14 protein-coding genes are annotated in these 14,642 nt (G+C 60.6%); 10 read left to right on the top strand and 4 right to left on the bottom strand.

Annotation, left to right across the window (positions count from 1 at the left end):
• The first annotated feature begins 171 nt into the window (after positions 1-171).
• On the top strand, positions 172-843 hold the full coding sequence (locus D3879_RS13580; protein ID WP_119954975.1) for a response regulator: 672 nt from the start codon (positions 172-174) through the stop codon (positions 841-843).
• Positions 836-2,233 (top strand): sensor histidine kinase, encoded by a 1,398-nt coding sequence (locus D3879_RS13575; protein WP_119954738.1) that lies wholly within the window; start codon positions 836-838, stop codon positions 2,231-2,233. Before D3879_RS13580 ends, D3879_RS13575 begins: the two co-directional genes overlap by 8 nt.
• On the opposite strand, the gene D3879_RS13570 is transcribed toward D3879_RS13575, so the two are convergent.
• From D3879_RS13570 to ygfZ, 3 genes are all read right to left on the bottom strand, one after another.
• Positions 2,234-2,989, bottom strand: a complete 756-nt coding sequence (locus tag D3879_RS13570) for a substrate-binding periplasmic protein (protein WP_119954737.1) — start codon at positions 2,987-2,989, stop codon at positions 2,234-2,236.
• Positions 2,990-3,059: 70 nt separating this feature from the next.
• A complete protein-coding gene (locus D3879_RS13565) occupies positions 3,060-3,896 on the bottom strand; it encodes an HDOD domain-containing protein (RefSeq protein ID WP_119954736.1) in 837 nt (278 codons plus the stop codon).
• A gap of 71 nt (positions 3,897-3,967) precedes the next feature.
• Positions 3,968-4,909, bottom strand: coding sequence for a CAF17-like 4Fe-4S cluster assembly/insertion protein YgfZ (ygfZ, locus tag D3879_RS13560; protein ID WP_119954735.1), 942 nt, complete (start codon positions 4,907-4,909; stop codon positions 3,968-3,970).
• A gap of 123 nt (positions 4,910-5,032) precedes the next feature.
• On the opposite strand from ygfZ, the gene D3879_RS13555 reads away from it, so the two are divergent.
• Both D3879_RS13555 and D3879_RS13550 read left to right on the top strand, forming a co-directional pair.
• Positions 5,033-5,287: an FAD assembly factor SdhE gene (locus tag D3879_RS13555; protein ID WP_119954734.1), complete on the top strand. Its 255-nt coding sequence runs from the start codon at positions 5,033-5,035 to the stop codon at positions 5,285-5,287.
• Positions 5,271-5,723 carry a protein YgfX gene (locus D3879_RS13550; RefSeq protein ID WP_119954733.1) on the top strand — a complete coding sequence of 151 codons (453 nt, stop codon included), beginning with the start codon at positions 5,271-5,273 and terminating at the stop codon, positions 5,721-5,723. Before D3879_RS13555 ends, D3879_RS13550 begins: the two co-directional genes overlap by 17 nt.
• Here D3879_RS13550 and nadB read toward each other — a convergent pair.
• Positions 5,692-7,308, bottom strand: coding sequence for an L-aspartate oxidase (gene nadB / locus D3879_RS13545; RefSeq protein WP_119954732.1), 1,617 nt, complete (start codon positions 7,306-7,308; stop codon positions 5,692-5,694). The two genes, D3879_RS13550 and nadB, sit on opposite strands and share 32 nt — an antisense overlap.
• Positions 7,309-7,686: 378 nt before the next feature.
• On the opposite strand from nadB, the gene rpoE reads away from it, so the two are divergent.
• The 6 genes from rpoE to lepB all read left to right on the top strand — a co-directional run bounded on the left by rpoE (position 7,687) and on the right by lepB (position 14,594).
• Complete coding sequence (gene rpoE, locus D3879_RS13540) at positions 7,687-8,268, top strand: RNA polymerase sigma factor RpoE/AlgU (protein WP_119954731.1); 582 nt, start codon at positions 7,687-7,689, stop codon at positions 8,266-8,268.
• Between the two features lie 31 nt (positions 8,269-8,299).
• Positions 8,300-8,902, top strand: a complete 603-nt coding sequence (locus D3879_RS13535) for a sigma-E factor negative regulatory protein (RefSeq protein WP_119954730.1) — start codon at positions 8,300-8,302, stop codon at positions 8,900-8,902.
• Between the two features lie 8 nt (positions 8,903-8,910).
• Complete coding sequence (locus D3879_RS13530) at positions 8,911-9,864, top strand: MucB/RseB C-terminal domain-containing protein (RefSeq protein ID WP_119954729.1); 954 nt, start codon at positions 8,911-8,913, stop codon at positions 9,862-9,864.
• A 487-nt stretch (positions 9,865-10,351) separates the two neighbouring features.
• Entirely contained in the window at positions 10,352-11,782 is a 1,431-nt protein-coding gene (locus D3879_RS13520) for a DegQ family serine endoprotease (protein WP_119954974.1), read from the top strand.
• A 152-nt stretch (positions 11,783-11,934) separates the two neighbouring features.
• Positions 11,935-13,734: a translation elongation factor 4 gene (lepA, locus tag D3879_RS13515; protein ID WP_119954728.1), complete on the top strand. Its 1,800-nt coding sequence runs from the start codon at positions 11,935-11,937 to the stop codon at positions 13,732-13,734.
• Positions 13,735-13,739: 5 nt separating this feature from the next.
• Entirely contained in the window at positions 13,740-14,594 is an 855-nt protein-coding gene (gene lepB, locus D3879_RS13510) for a signal peptidase I (protein ID WP_119954727.1), read from the top strand.
• Positions 14,595-14,642: the final 48 nt, after the last annotated feature.

The following is a 14,642-nucleotide window of genomic DNA, read 5'->3' as shown; positions in this document are numbered from 1 at the left end:
AGGGGGTCAAGCTTTCGCCAAGCTTTCACCGACGAAAATTCTTTTGCGGCCGGCATGCACCGGCATTTGGGCAATTCACAGTGGTGGCTGCGCCTGTAAACTCCTGCCCTCGCATAACGCGAGCAACGCTGTCGGCAGCGGTTTTTGAGTCAGACTTTGGTGGAGGTGACGGTGCGAATTCTGCTGGTCGAAGACCATCCGCAACTGGCGGCAAGCGTGAGCCAGGCGCTGAAGAGTGCCGGTTGGACGGTGGACGTGCTGCACGACGGGGTGACCGCTGACCTGGCGCTGAGCACCGAGGAGTACGCCTTGGCGATTCTCGACATTGGCCTGCCACGGATGGATGGTTTCGAGGTGTTGGCACGCTTGCGCGGGCGTGGCAAAACCCTGCCGGTGCTGATGCTGACCGCTCGCAGCGAAGTGAAAGACCGCGTGCATGGGCTGAACCTGGGGGCCGACGATTACCTGGCCAAACCCTTCGAACTGAGCGAGCTTGAGGCGCGGGTCAAGGCGCTGCTGCGTCGCAGCGTACTCGGCGGCGAGCAACAGCAGCGCTGTGGCGATCTGGTTTACGACCTGGGCACCCGGCGTTTCAGCTTGCTGGACAAAAGCCTCAGTCTGACCTCCCGCGAACAAGCGGTGCTGGAGGCCATGATCGCCCGGCCGGGGCGGGTGATGAGCAAGGAACAGCTGGCAGCCCAAGTGTTTGGCCTGGATGAAGAAGCCAGCGCCGAGGCCATCGAAATCTACGTCCATCGCCTGCGCAAGAAACTTGAAGGCAGCAGCGTGCGCATCGTTACGTTCCGCGGTTTGGGTTACCTGCTGGAGGCCGTCGGTGGCTGAGCCGGGCAGCCTGCGCGGGCGGCTGTTACGTCGCCTGGCACTGTTGCTTGCGCTGATTCTGTTGCTCAGCAGCTTGAGCGCCTATTGGAGTGCCCGGCACGCCGCTGACACGGCCTATGACCGCACCTTGCTGGCCTCGGCGCGGGCGATCGCCGAAGGGTTGTACGCCGACGACGGCAAGCTGGAAGCCGACGTACCTTACATCGCCCTTGATACCTTCGCCTACGACAGCGCCGGGCGCATCTACTACCAGGTGCTGGATTTGAACGGCGCGCTGGTTTCCGGTTACGAAAGTCTGCCGGCCGCCCCGCCAGGTACGCCACGAACCAATGATTATCCGGCGCTGGCACATTTTTACGATGCCGAATACCGGGGCCAGAGCGTGCGCGTGGTCAGCCTGTTGCAGCCGGTCAGTGAGCCAGCGCTGACTGGCATCGCTGAAATCCGCGTGGCCGAGACTCAGGACGCGCGTGAGCGCATGGCCCGTGAGCTGTTGTTCGGCACGCTGTGGCGCATGGGCTTGTGGTCGTTCAGCGCCTTGCTGTTGGTCTGGTTTGCGGTGAGCGCCGCCTTGCGACCGTTGGAAAGTTTGCGCCGGGCGGTGGCGGAGCGCGCCAGTGATGATTTGCGTCCGCTGCCGGAGGCGCAGTTACCGCGCGAGTTGCAGCCGTTGGTCAGTGCCCTCAATCAGTTCAATGCCCGGCTGCGCGGTTTATTCGAGCGGCAGGCGCATTTTATCGCCGAGGCCTCCCACGAATTGCGCACGCCGTTGGCGGCGCTCAAGGCGCGGCTTGAGCTGGGCCTGCGGGCACAGGAGCCACACGTCTGGCGCAGCACCCTGGAAGAGTCAGCGCAGAGTACCGATCGCCTGACCCAGTTGGCCAATCAGTTGCTTTCCCTGGCGCGCATCGAAAGTGGCGCGCGGGCGATTGCCGAAGGTGGTGCACAGCACATCGACCTCAGCCAGTTGGCCCGTGAACTGGGTATGGCTTTGGCGCCGCTGGCCCACGCCCGCGGTATTGCCCTGGCCTTGGAGGCGGCGCAACCGGTGTGGCTGCATGGCGAGCCGACCCTGCTCAATGAGCTGCTCTGCAATTTGGTGGATAACGCCCTGGCGCATACTCCCAGCGGCGGCAATGTGATCTTGCGGGTGCTGGAGCCTGGTGTGCTGGAGGTGGAGGACGATGGTCCAGGTATTCCGTTAGATGAACGCGACAAAGTCTTCGAGCGTTTCTACCGGCGCCATCCACAGGGCGCTGGCGCCGGCGCCGGCCTGGGCTTGGCGATCGTCGGGGAAATCTGCCGTGCGCATCTGGCCACGATCAGTCTGCATGACGCGGCACGGGGTGGCTTACGAGTACGGGTGGAGTTCCCGCCCCAGGGGCACTGATCAGGGCGCAAGGCTCAGTGGCTGCTGCGCGTCCAGCAGGTATTGGGCGACTTTGCCGCTGTCGCGCAACTGTGCCAGGCCGTGGTTGAAACGGACCATTAGCTCGGCGTTACCCGGCACCTCGCGCGACAGCAGCAGGTGCAGGGGATCGCTGCGCAACGCCCTGGGATGGACGCTCAGCTGGGCCCGATCGGCGGCGCTGAAGTGCTCGTGGAGCATGGCGAAGCCGACCACCTTGTCCATCGGGAATACATCGATGCGCCCGGCCAGCAGTTGGCGGAAGCACAGCTCGTCGCTGGGCAGGCGGCGCACCTGCAGACGCTTGTCACGCTCGGCCTGCTGGAAGGGCTCGCCGTAGTTGTAGCCGAGGGTGCCGCAGATGCGCAGGCCGCGCAGGTCGTCCAGCCGTTGCCAGTCGAAGGCGCGGTCTTTGCGATGGAAGAAGTGATAGGCGCTTTCCACCACCGGCTCGCTGATGAAAAACCTCTGCTCCCGCTCCGGGCTGTGCGTCCAGACCGCGGTGCCGACGCGTTGGCCGCGTTCGGCCATCTGCAAGGCGCGCGCCCAGGGGTAGAACTCCCAATGCACCTCGACCCCCTCCAGAGCGAAGGCCTCGGCGACTATGCGCGAGGCGACCCCGTAGTGCGGCAGCTGCTGGCCGAGATAAGGCGGCCACTCGCCATTGGTCAGGGTGACCTCGGCGGCCGCCAGGAGGCCGCTGAACGCTAGGGAAAGCAGGAGGAGAAAAGGGCGCATGCCGGGATTTCCAGCGACACCGAACTGATTTCAGTCTAGTGACGGATTCGGCACTGCGCCCGCTGGACGGCTACTGAAGCATGCTCATCGCCGCTTCCATGGCGGCGGAGAGGTCTTCATCCGCTTGCAAATCGGCGCTCGGGTCGAGGCCGAGCTTGGCGAAGGCGGGCACCTTGCTCCAGTCCAACTGCGTGTACGGGTGTTCGCTGCCCAGGTAGCTCTGCAGCGTCGCGACCTGGACGATATCGACGTAATCGACCTTGGCCGAATTGCGGCTGAAGTCCAGGTATTGGCTGGGCAGCGTGGCAATCAGCTCAGGAAAATCCCAGGTACGGAGGATTTTGTCGCCGATGATCGGGTGAATCTTCTCGATCACATGGTTGAGGCTGATGGAGTCGGACAACAGCTCGTCGTGCTCTTCGGCGTAGGTCAGGATCGGCAGGACGCCGATCTGATGGATCAGGCCGGCGAGAGTCGCCTGATCAGGCATCAGACGGGTGTAGTGACGGCAGAGGACATGGCTGATACCGGCGATTTCGGTGCTTTTATTCCACACTTCGCGCATCTTACGGTCGACCACATCGGAGGTGGCCTGGAACATCTGCTCCATTGCCAGGCCGGTGGCCAGGTTGCAGGTGTAGTTGATGCCCAGGCGGCTGACCGCCATCTGCAGGTCGGTGATTTCCCGATTGGTGCGCAGCAGCGGGCTGTTTACCACCTTGATGATGCGCGCGGTCAGTGCCGCATCGTTACCAATCACCTTACACAGTGCCGGAATGCTGATATCCGGGTCTTCCGCCGCCTCGCGGACCTTGAGTGCCACTTCCGGCAGGGTCGGCAGCACCAGTTCGTCATTGTCTATGGCCTGAATCAGTTCCTGTTGGACTTTGTCGGCAAGCTTGCTCATGGGCATTTCTCTTGGAAAAGCGGCTCTGGAAAAGGTGGCGTTTGGAAAATTGGCAGCCTGGTTAAGTCGGCTTAGCGTTGGATCTCGCGATTGGAGTCCAGCGTGTACGGCAGTTCCAACAAGCTGAGCGCTGGGCCTTCTTCAGTCCCGAGCTGGATGCGGCCGTCGCTCACCGCATCTTCCTGCAGCACGGCGAGCAGTTCGATGCGGTGTTCCGCGTGAGCTGCCAGCACCACCTCGCCGACACCCGAGCGGTGAACCGGGGAGAACAGTTCGGTGGCTGGCGCCGGTAGTTCGCCGGCGCCCAGGCTCAAGCGGTATAGACGACGCTTGAGTTTGCCCAGGTACTGCATGCGCGCGACGATTTCCTGGCCGGTGTAGCAGCCTTTCTTGAAGCTGACGCCGCCGAGGGCCTGCAAATTCAGCATCTGCGGGATAAATAGCTCGCGCGTAGCGCCCACCACCTGACCGATCCCGGCGCGCACTTGGGCGAGCAGCCAGCTATTTAGCGGCGCTTGCGGCAAGTGCGCGGCGAGGCGGGCGTGCAGGGGGGCGGCGGTGCTGGCGGGAGCCCAGAGCTCGGCGCGGCCGTCGGCCAGGCGAATGGCAATCAAGTCATTGCCGCGCGCCACGTGGTCGGCTTGCGGCGGTAGCTCCAGGCCCAGTTCGGCCAGCACTGCATCGGCCCCGGATAGGCCGAAGCGCACCCAGCGGGCGCTTTCATCGCCGAGTTTGGATTTGGAAAATACGGCGTATTTCTGCAGCTCGGTTAACTGCGACTCGAGCAGTTCGCCGGCCATCGCCAGGAGATAACCGTCGCCGTCCGTCAGGATGCGAAAGCTCGACAGCATGCGCCCTTTGGGCGTGCAGCGGGCGCCGAGGCTGGCCGTGGTGTCGTTAAGGTAGTTGAGGTTGCAGGTCAGTTGGCCCTGGAGAAACTTGCTGGCGTCAGGGCCACGGACGGCGAGAACGCCCTCGTGGGACAGCGTGCAGAAGAAAGCGGAGTCGGCCATTGAGAATCGCTGAGTAAAAAGTCTGGGGGGCTCATCATAGGGCTCAGCCAAGAGCTTGTCAGCGGGTGCCGGTGAGCCCACGGCGCCGCTATACTGCCGGCCTATTTTGAAGGAGCCGCTCGCATGGTCGACGATATTGAACTCAACCGACTCTTTTGGCACAGCCGCCGCGGCATGCTGGAGCTGGATGTGCTGTTGGTGCCCTTCGTCAAGGAGGTTTACCCCAACCTCGACGCGGCAGATCGGGAGCGCTATCGCAAACTGCTGGAGTGCGAGGATCAGGACATGTTTGGCTGGTTCATGCAGCGTGGCGAGCCGGAAGACGCCGACTTGCGCCGTATGGTTCGGATGATTCTGGATCGTGTCCAGCCTAAGTAAGGTCTTCGAATGCCGCTGGCGCGCCTCTCGGCAGCTGCTGGCGGTTTATCTGGCGGCACAGGTCTGTGCGTTGGGCGCGCTGGTTTTCGCACAAATCCCACTCTGGGCGCGTTTGCTCGGGCTGTTGTTGTGTCTGGCGCATGCGGCCTGGGTGCTGCCACGGCAGATTTTGCTGAGCAACGCGAAGGCGTTTTGTGGTCTGCGCCATGACGCCGACGGCTGGCAGCTGTGGAATGCGCAGAAAGGCTGGCAAGCAGTGCAGCTGCGCCCGGATAGCCTGGCATTGCCGCTGGCGGTGGTGTTGCGCTTTCGTCTGGCGGGCGAGTGGCGGGTACAAGGTTTGTGTATCCCGCGCGATGCGCTGGCGCCGGAGATTCATCGGCGCTTGCGGGTTCGGCTGAAATTCACTCGCCGTAGATGGGCGGCACCAGAATAGTGTCGCGTGCTTCGGGCAGCTGGTCCGGGTAGTCCAGGGTGTAGTGCAGGCCACGGCTCTCGTGGCGTTGCATGGCCGAGCGGATAATCAGTTCGGCGACTTGCGCCAGGTTGCGCAGCTCGATCAGGTCGCGGCTGACTTTGTAGTTGCTATAGAACTCGTCGATTTCATCCAGTAGCAGGCGTACCCGGTGTTGGGCGCGCTGTAGGCGCTTGTTGGTGCGCACGATGCCCACGTAGTCCCACATAAAGCGCCGCAACTCGTCCCAGTTGTGCGCGATGATGATGTCCTCGTCAGAATCGGTTACCTGGCTCGCATCCCAGCTCGGCAGCGCTTGCGGCGCCGGGGTGTGCGGCAATTGCTGGAGAATGTCGGCGGCCGCCGAGCGGGCATAGACGAAGCATTCCAGCAGCGAGTTGCTGGCCATCCGGTTGGCGCCGTGGAGGCCGGTGAAACTGGTCTCGCCAATCGCGTAGAGGCCCGGTACGTCGGTTTGGCCGTGCTGGTCGACGACTACGCCACCGCAGGTGTAGTGCGCGGCCGGCACCACAGGAATAGCCTCGCGGGTGATGTCGATACCAAAGTCCAGGCAGCGTTCATACACCGTCGGGAAGTGCGACTTCACGAAGTCCGCCGGCTTGTGGCTGATATCCAGGTACACACAGTCGACGCCGAGGCGTTTCATCTCATGGTCGATGGCCCGCGCCACGATGTCGCGTGGAGCCAGCTCGGCCCGCTGGTCGAAACGCTGCATGAAGCGCTCGCCATTGGGCAGCTTGAGCAATCCACCTTCGCCGCGTATGGCTTCGGTAATCAGAAAACTCTTGGCCTTCGGGTGGTACAGGCAGGTCGGATGGAACTGATTGAACTCCATATTGCCGACCCGACAACCGGCCCGCCAGGCCATGGCGATGCCGTCGCCGCAGGCGCCGTCCGGGTTGCTGGTATACAGGTAAACTTTGGCGGCGCCACCGCTGGCCAGCACGGTAAAGCGCGCGCGATAGGTGTCGACCTGGCCGCTGGCGCGATTCAGGATGTAGGCGCCGAGGCAGTTATGCCCAGGTAAGCCGAGTTTGCGCTCGGTGATCAGATCGACCGCGACGCGTTGCTCCAACAGCTCGATATTCGGGCGTTGCTTGGCTTGATCCAGCAAGGTGTTGAAGATGGCGGCGCCGGTGGCGTCGGCCGCGTGAATGATACGCCGATGGCTATGGCCGCCTTCGCGGGTCAGATGAAACTCAAAGCCACCATCCTCGCGCGCGGTCTCATCATCGCGGGTGAAAGGCACTCCTTGCTCGATCAGCCATTCGATTGCTTCGCGGCTGTGCTCCACGGTGAAGCGCACGGCATCTTCACGGCAGAGCCCGGCGCCGGAGTTAAGCGTGTCCTCGACATGCGACTCGACGGTGTCGGCATTATCCAGCACAGCCGCCACACCGCCCTGCGCCCAATAGGTCGAGCCGTTAGTCAGGTCGCCCTTGCTGAGCACCGCGATGCGCAGGTGGGCGGGCAGGGTGAGGGCTAAAGTCAGGCCGGCCGCGCCGCTACCGATGACCAGGACGTCGTGCTGATAATGTTGGCTCATGTTCGGATTCCGCAAAAAAGCGGCCCCTAGTATATAGGTGGGGTGGGCGGCACAATAGCGGGCTTATGACTGTGCATGGTGCTTGGGAACTTTCTTAGTCTCCCAGGTTCCATAAGCGGTTACCCAAAAGGGATAACGCCGGTTTCGCTGTGGTGTCTGTGGCTCATGTCGCACGTTATCACTGCGCCAAAGACCGGTGACAAGATTATCCGCGCAGCCGGCTGCTATGTCGTGCTGCGCGACTCCGTGCAAGACAGATGCGTTTCTGTACGGAAGCTTGTTTGGAGGGGGAGAACTTTTGCGCAAGACCCGAGTCTATCTTGGCAAGACGATTCGCTTGCTGGTGCAGCACCCCTCCGAACTTAACGAGGAGTGTTCATGCTAACCCAGGAAGATGATCAGCAGTTGGTCGAGCGGGTGCAGCGTGGCGACAAGCGGGCTTTTGATCTGTTGGTGCTGAAATATCAGCACAAGATTCTCGGGTTGATAGTGCGCTTCGTGCACGACCCTCATGAAGCTCAGGACGTTGCCCAGGAGGCCTTTATCAAGGCCTATCGAGCACTAGCTAATTTTCGCGGTGACAGCGCCTTTTACACCTGGCTGTATCGCATCGCCATTAATACGGCGAAGAACCACTTGGTGTCGCGTGGTCGGCGGCCACCAGAGAGTGATGTAAGTGCCGAGGATGCCGAGTTCTATGAGGGCGATCATGCCCTCAAGGACATTGAATCGCCGGAACGTTTGATGCTGCGGGATGAGATCGAGCACGCGGTGCATAGAACCATCCAGCAGTTGCCTGAAGACTTGCGCACGGCTCTGACCTTACGCGAGTTTGACGGTCTAAGTTATGAGGACATTGCGAGCGTGATGCAATGTCCGGTGGGGACTGTGCGCTCACGTATCTTCCGAGCGCGGGAAGCCATTGATAAAGTCCTGCAACCTTTGTTGCAGGAAGCCTGAGACAGCGGCGCTAGCCAAGAGAGGAACCGCCATGAGTCGTGAAGCCCTGCAGGAATCGCTGTCCGCGGTAATGGATAACGAGGCGGATGAGTTGGAATTGCGTCGCGTGCTCAACGCCAGTGACGACGCGGAGTTACGCTCTACCTGGTCGCGATACCAGATCGCCCGCGCGGTCATGCATAAAGAGTTGCTCGAACCGCGCTTGGATATTGCCGCGGCGGTTTCGGCAGCGCTGGCCGATGAGGTCGTTCCGGTTGTCGCACCTGCCGCCGCGCTGCCGGCACGCTGGCGCACTCTTGGCCGCTTGGCGGTGGCCGCCTCGGTCACGCTGGCGGTGTTGGCGGGTGTGCGTTTGTATAACCAGGATGAGGTCGCCGGCACCCAGTTGGCTCAACAGGGCGTACAGCCGACGCTGGCGATGCCGCAGATGCAAGGCTCTGCGGTATTGGCCGGCTATAGTGAGGGTGTTGAGCAGGCTCCGGTCTCACAGGCAAATGCCGCTCGGCAGGCTCAGTTGAGCTGGCATGAGCAGCGTCTGCCGACCTACCTGCGTCAACATGCGCAGCAGGCGGCCATGAGCGGTACCGACAGCGTGCTGCCTTATGCCCGTGCGGCCAGCCTGGAAAACCGCTGAGGAGGATCATGCGCGCCATCCCTTTATCTCTCCTGCTGGGAAGCTGGCTGGCTCTGCCGGTTTACGCGGCTGATGCGCAAGATTGGCTGAACCGCCTCGCCGAGGCGGAACAGCGGCAAAATTTCCAAGGAACGTTCGTCTACGAGCGTAACGGTAGTTTCTCCACTCATAGCATTTGGCATCGGGTTGACAGCGCCGATGACGGCGAAGTGCGTGAGCGCTTGTTACAACTGGATGGCCCGGTTCAGGAAGTGCTGCGGGTGAACGGCCGCACTCAATGTGTGAGTGGTGCCTTGGCTGATCAGGTCTCTGATGGCCAGGCTTGGCCGGCCCGAGCGCTGAATCCCAAACAGCTCTCCGCCTGGTATGACCTGCGCATCATCGGCAAGTCCCGGGTGGCGGGGCGTGCAGCCGTGGTGTTGGCGGTTCTGCCGCGTGATCAACATCGTTATGGTTTCGAGTTGCACCTGGATCGTGAGACTGGCCTGCCGTTGAAATCCTTGCTGTTGAATGAGAAAGGGCAGCTGCTTGAGCGCTTTCAGTTTTCTAGTTTAGATACTACCGTCCCGCTGGATAGCGCGTTGCAGCCGAGCGCTGATTGTCAGCCTGTGCATTTTGCCGAGGTGCAAGCCGTAGAGCCGAATGCCTGGCGTTCGGAATGGTTGCCGCCGGGCTTCAACTTGAATAGCGTCCTGGCGCGCCGTAGCCCAGCTTCGGCCGAGCCTGTCGCGTACTTGATGTATGGCGATGGCTTGGCACGTTTCTCGGTGTTTCTTGAGCCGCTGCACGGTGCCACGGTGGAAGATGCGCGTAGCCAATTGGGGCCGACCGTGGCTGTATCCAAACGCATGTCGACGGCTGATGGTGATGTGATGGTTACCGTGGTTGGCGAGATTCCCCTGGGTACCGCTGAGCGTGTAGCTTTGTCGATGCGTGCGGGCGAGGCGAAAGCTACGCCATGATCGAAGAGTCGGGGCAAGGGTTACAGTCGAGACTGGTGCGGTTTGGGTCGAGACATCGCGCAAAAGCACCTGTTCCAGTGGTTCGGCAAATACCAGTTGCGGTCGGGGCTTAGTGAGCAGGCTGGGGTTGGGCGTCGGCGTGGCTATGTGTCCGGCCGCTCTGATTTGCAGCGAGATGTCGGTGATGCCGTGGTGATTAGAGGGTGCGAGAATTCGCTGGTGTGTGCCTCGCTGCTGGTCTATCTATTGCCATAATTCGGATTGTTCGCTGCGGGCATGCTCGCGGAGCGCCTGACGCTGGATGAGTCTTGGGTTATTTTTGCAGGTCTGGGTGGTTTCGCCTTGGTCTGGTTTGCGCTGCGTCGGCGAAGTGGCTGCAGCGCAGACGATCCTGCGTTGCAGCCACTTGTGTTGCGCGCCATGCTCGCCGAGCCTGCTGGCTCGTTCTGAGTTTATTTTGCTGGTTCTGGATGGGAGCTGAATGTCGATGCTTAGCCTGAAATCTGGTCTGTCTGTGCTGTTCACGCTGTTGTTGCTGAGTCAGGCGGCGGTCGCGCGCGCCGAATTGCCGGACTTTACCGCGTTGGTCGAGGATGCTGCACCGGCCGTGGTGAACATCAGCACCCGGCAGAAAGTGCCGGAGCGGATAGCAGCAGGTCCTGGTCAACAGCAAATGCCGGACCTGGAAGGTCTACCGCCGATGTTTCGTGAGTTTTTCGAACGCAACATGCCGCAAGCGCCGCGTAATCCAAGCAATGGTCGGCAGCGTGAGGCGCAATCGCTGGGTTCGGGCTTCATCATCTCGGCCGATGGATATGTGCTGACCAATAATCATGTGGTGACTGGTGCCGATGAGATCATCGTGCGCTTGTCCGATCGCAGTGAATTGGAAGCCAAGTTGATCGGCGCCGATCCGCGTACCGATGTGGCGCTGCTCAAGGTCGAAGGCAAGGGCCTGCCGATCGTCAAGCTGGGTAAGTCGGATGATCTGAAAGTGGGCGCCTGGGTGTTGGCTATCGGTTCGCCGTTTGGCTTTGATCACTCGGTGACTGCCGGCATTGTCAGCGCCAAGGGCCGCAGCCTGCCGAATGAAAGCTATGTACCGTTTATCCAGACCGACGTGGCGATCAACCCGGGCAACTCCGGCGGACCTCTGTTCAACCTGACCGGTGAAGTGATTGGGATCAACTCGCAGATTTTTACTCGCTCGGGCGGTTTTATGGGCTTGTCTTTTGCCATTCCGATCGATGTGGCGATGGATGTGGCCAATCAGCTGAAAACCGAAGGCAAGGTCAGTCGTGGCTGGCTAGGTGTGGTGATTCAGGAGGTCAATAAGGACCTGGCTGAGTCCTTCGGCTTGGATAAGCCGGCTGGCGCGCTGGTGGCTCAGGTGCTGGAGGATGGTCCCGCAGCCAAAGGTGGCTTGCAGGTGGGGGATGTGATTCTCAGCCTGAATGGCCAACCGATCATCATGTCTGCCGATTTGCCGCATCTGGTTGGGGGGTTGAAGGCGGGCGCCACAGCCAACCTCGAAGTGGTCCGCGAAGGCGCTCGTAAGACGCTGCAACTGACAGTCGGCGCCTTGCCGGCAGAGGGTGAAGAGCTTGCCGCGAGCGGTACGCCGGAGGCAGAGCGCAGCAGTAACCGGATGGGGGTCAGGGTTGCTGAATTGACCGTCGAGGAGAAAAAGAGCCTGGATCTCAAGGGTGGCGTGGTGATCAAAGAGGTGCTGGAGGGTCCAGCCGCGCTGATCGGTCTGCGTCCGGGCGATGTGATCACTCATCTGAACAATCAGGCGATTGACTCAGCTAAGACTTTCACCTCGGTGGCCCAGGCCTTGCCGAAAAATCGCTCGGTCTCAATGCGTGTTCTACGCGAGGCGCGGGCTAGCTTTATTACCTTCAAACTGGCCGAATAAATCAGCTGGGTAGGCGAAAAGGGCGGTCTTGACCGCCCTTTTTCATGGGCGCCGGTCGGCAGCTGAACGTGACGCCCCAGGCGCTGATCGGGTACACTTCCCGGCTATTTTTCGGCGGGCAGTCTGCCTGCGGCCTTTTTGAGTGTTGATCCGTGAGTGACCTGAGTCATATCCGTAATTTCTCCATCATCGCCCACATTGACCATGGCAAGTCGACCCTGGCTGACCGCTTCATTCAAATGTGCGGTGGCCTGGCCGAGCGCGAAATGGAAGCTCAGGTTCTGGACTCCATGGACTTGGAGCGTGAACGCGGGATCACCATCAAGGCCCACAGCGTTACTCTGTATTACAAAGCCAAAGATGGGATTACCTACCAACTGAACTTCATTGACACCCCGGGCCATGTTGACTTCACCTATGAAGTCAGCCGTTCGCTGGCGGCTTGTGAAGGTGCGTTGTTGGTGGTCGATGCCGGTCAGGGCGTAGAGGCCCAGTCGGTCGCCAACTGCTACACCGCTATCGAGCAAGGCCTTGAGGTCATGCCGGTGCTGAACAAAATCGACCTGCCGCAGGCCGATCCAGACCGCGTCAAAGAAGAAATCGAGAAAATCATCGGTATTGATGCCACCGATGCGGTGACCTGCAGTGCCAAGACCGGTCTGGGCGTCGATGAAGTGCTCGAGCGCCTGGTGCACACCATTCCTGCGCCGACCGGCAACATCGAAGACCCGCTGCAAGCGCTGATCATCGACTCCTGGTTCGATAACTACCTGGGCGTAGTCTCGCTGGTCCGCGTGCGTCACGGCCGCGTGAAGAAGGGCGACAAGATTCTGGTCAAATCCACCGGCAAGATTCACTTGGTGGACAGCGTCGGCGTATTCAACCCGAAACACACTGCTACCGTTGACCTGAAAGCCGGCGAAGTAGGCTTCATCATCGCCGGTATCAAGGACATTCACGGCGCGCCAGTGGGTGACACCCTAACCTTGAGCTCCACGCCGGATGTCGACGTGCTGCCAGGCTTCAAACGCATTCAGCCGCAGGTCTACGCTGGTCTGTTCCCGGTCAGCTCCGATGACTTCGAAGACTTCCGTGAAGCCCTGCAAAAGCTCACGCTGAACGACTCTTCCCTGCAATACACCCCGGAAAGCTCCGACGCACTGGGCTTCGGCTTCCGTTGCGGGTTCCTCGGCATGCTGCACATGGAGATCATTCAGGAGCGTCTGGAACGCGAGTACGACCTGGATCTGATCACCACCGCGCCGACGGTTATTTTCGAGTTGCTGCTCAAGACTGGTGAAACGATCTACGTCGATAACCCGTCCAAGTTGCCGGATCTGTCGGCGATCGAAGACATGCGCGAGCCCATCGTGCGGGCCAATATTCTGGTTCCGCAGGAGCACCTGGGTAACGTTATTACCCTGTGCATTGAAAAACGTGGCGTGCAGCACGACATGCTGTTCCTCGGCACTCAAGTACAGGTGACCTACGACTTGCCGATGAACGAAGTGGTCCTGGACTTCTTCGACCGTCTGAAGTCCACCAGCCGAGGCTATGCCTCGCTGGACTACCACTTCGATCGCTACCAGTCGGCCAGCCTGGTCAAGCTGGATGTGCTGATCAACGGTGACAAGGTCGATGCCTTGGCGTTGATCGTGCATCGTGACAATGCGCACTACAAAGGCCGCGCATTGACCGAGAAGATGAAAGAGTTGATCCCGCGGCAGATGTTCGATGTGGCCATTCAGGCCGCTATTGGCGGGCAGATTGTCGCGCGTACGACTGTCAAGGCGCTCAGGAAGAACGTATTGGCCAAGTGCTACGGCGGCGATGTGAGCCGTAAGCGCAAACTGCTGGAGAAGCAGAAGGCTGGTAAAAAACGGATGAAGCAAGTGGGTAATGTGGAGATTCCACAAGAGGCCTTCCTTGCGGTGCTCAGGTTGGATGGTTAAGGACTATGTCGATCAATTTTCCGCTGTTGTTAGTCATCGCCGTGGCCGTCTGCGGCGTCTTGGCGTTGTTCGATCTGGTGTTGCTCGCGCCGCGTCGGCGAGCCGCGATCACCGCTTATGAAGGCCAGGTCGGTGAGCCAGACGAGGTAGTGCTCGAGCAACTGAGCCGGGAGCCGCTCCTGGTGGAGTACGGCAAGTCGTTCTTCCCGGTACTGGCCATCGTTCTGGTCTTGCGCTCCTTCTTGATTGAACCGTTCCAGATTCCCTCCGGCTCGATGAAGCCGACGCTGGAAGTGGGCGATTTCATCTTGGTCAATAAGTTCGCCTATGGCATCCGCCTGCCCGTGCTGGATACCAAGGTGATTGAGGTGGGCGACCCGCAGCGCGGCGATGTGATGGTGTTCCGCTACCCGAGCGAGCCGAACATCAACTACATCAAGCGGGTGGTCGGTTTGCCTGGCGATAAGATTCGCTACAGCAGTGACAAGCGCCTGTTCGTCAATGGCCAGTCGGTAGCGGAGCAGCTCATCGGTGATGAGCCGGGCTCGTTGGGCAGTGCCGTGCTTTACCAGGAAAAGCTGGGTGCCGCTGAGCATCTGATCCGTAAGGAAATGAACCGTTACCGCGCCGAGCCAGGCCGTGAATGGTCGGTGCCGCAAGGGCACTATTTCATGATGGGCGACAATCGTGACAACTCCAACGACAGCCGTTATTGGAATGATCCGAAGATCCCCAAGAACTTACTGGGCATGGTGCCGGACAAGAATATTGTCGGCAAAGCCTTCTCGGTATGGTTGAGCTGGTCCGATCCGAAACTGCACAACCTGCCGAACTTCTCCCGAGTTGGCCTGATCCGCTGACTTTTCGAATATTTGCGGCGCTGTTCAATACGGCGCCGCACGCTATAT

The organism is Pseudomonas cavernicola (assembly GCF_003596405.1).
GTDB lineage: Bacteria > Pseudomonadota > Gammaproteobacteria > Pseudomonadales > Pseudomonadaceae > Aquipseudomonas > Aquipseudomonas cavernicola.
The sequence above is the reverse complement of the archived record's forward strand: the minus strand, read 5'-3'. Positions and strand labels throughout refer to the sequence as shown.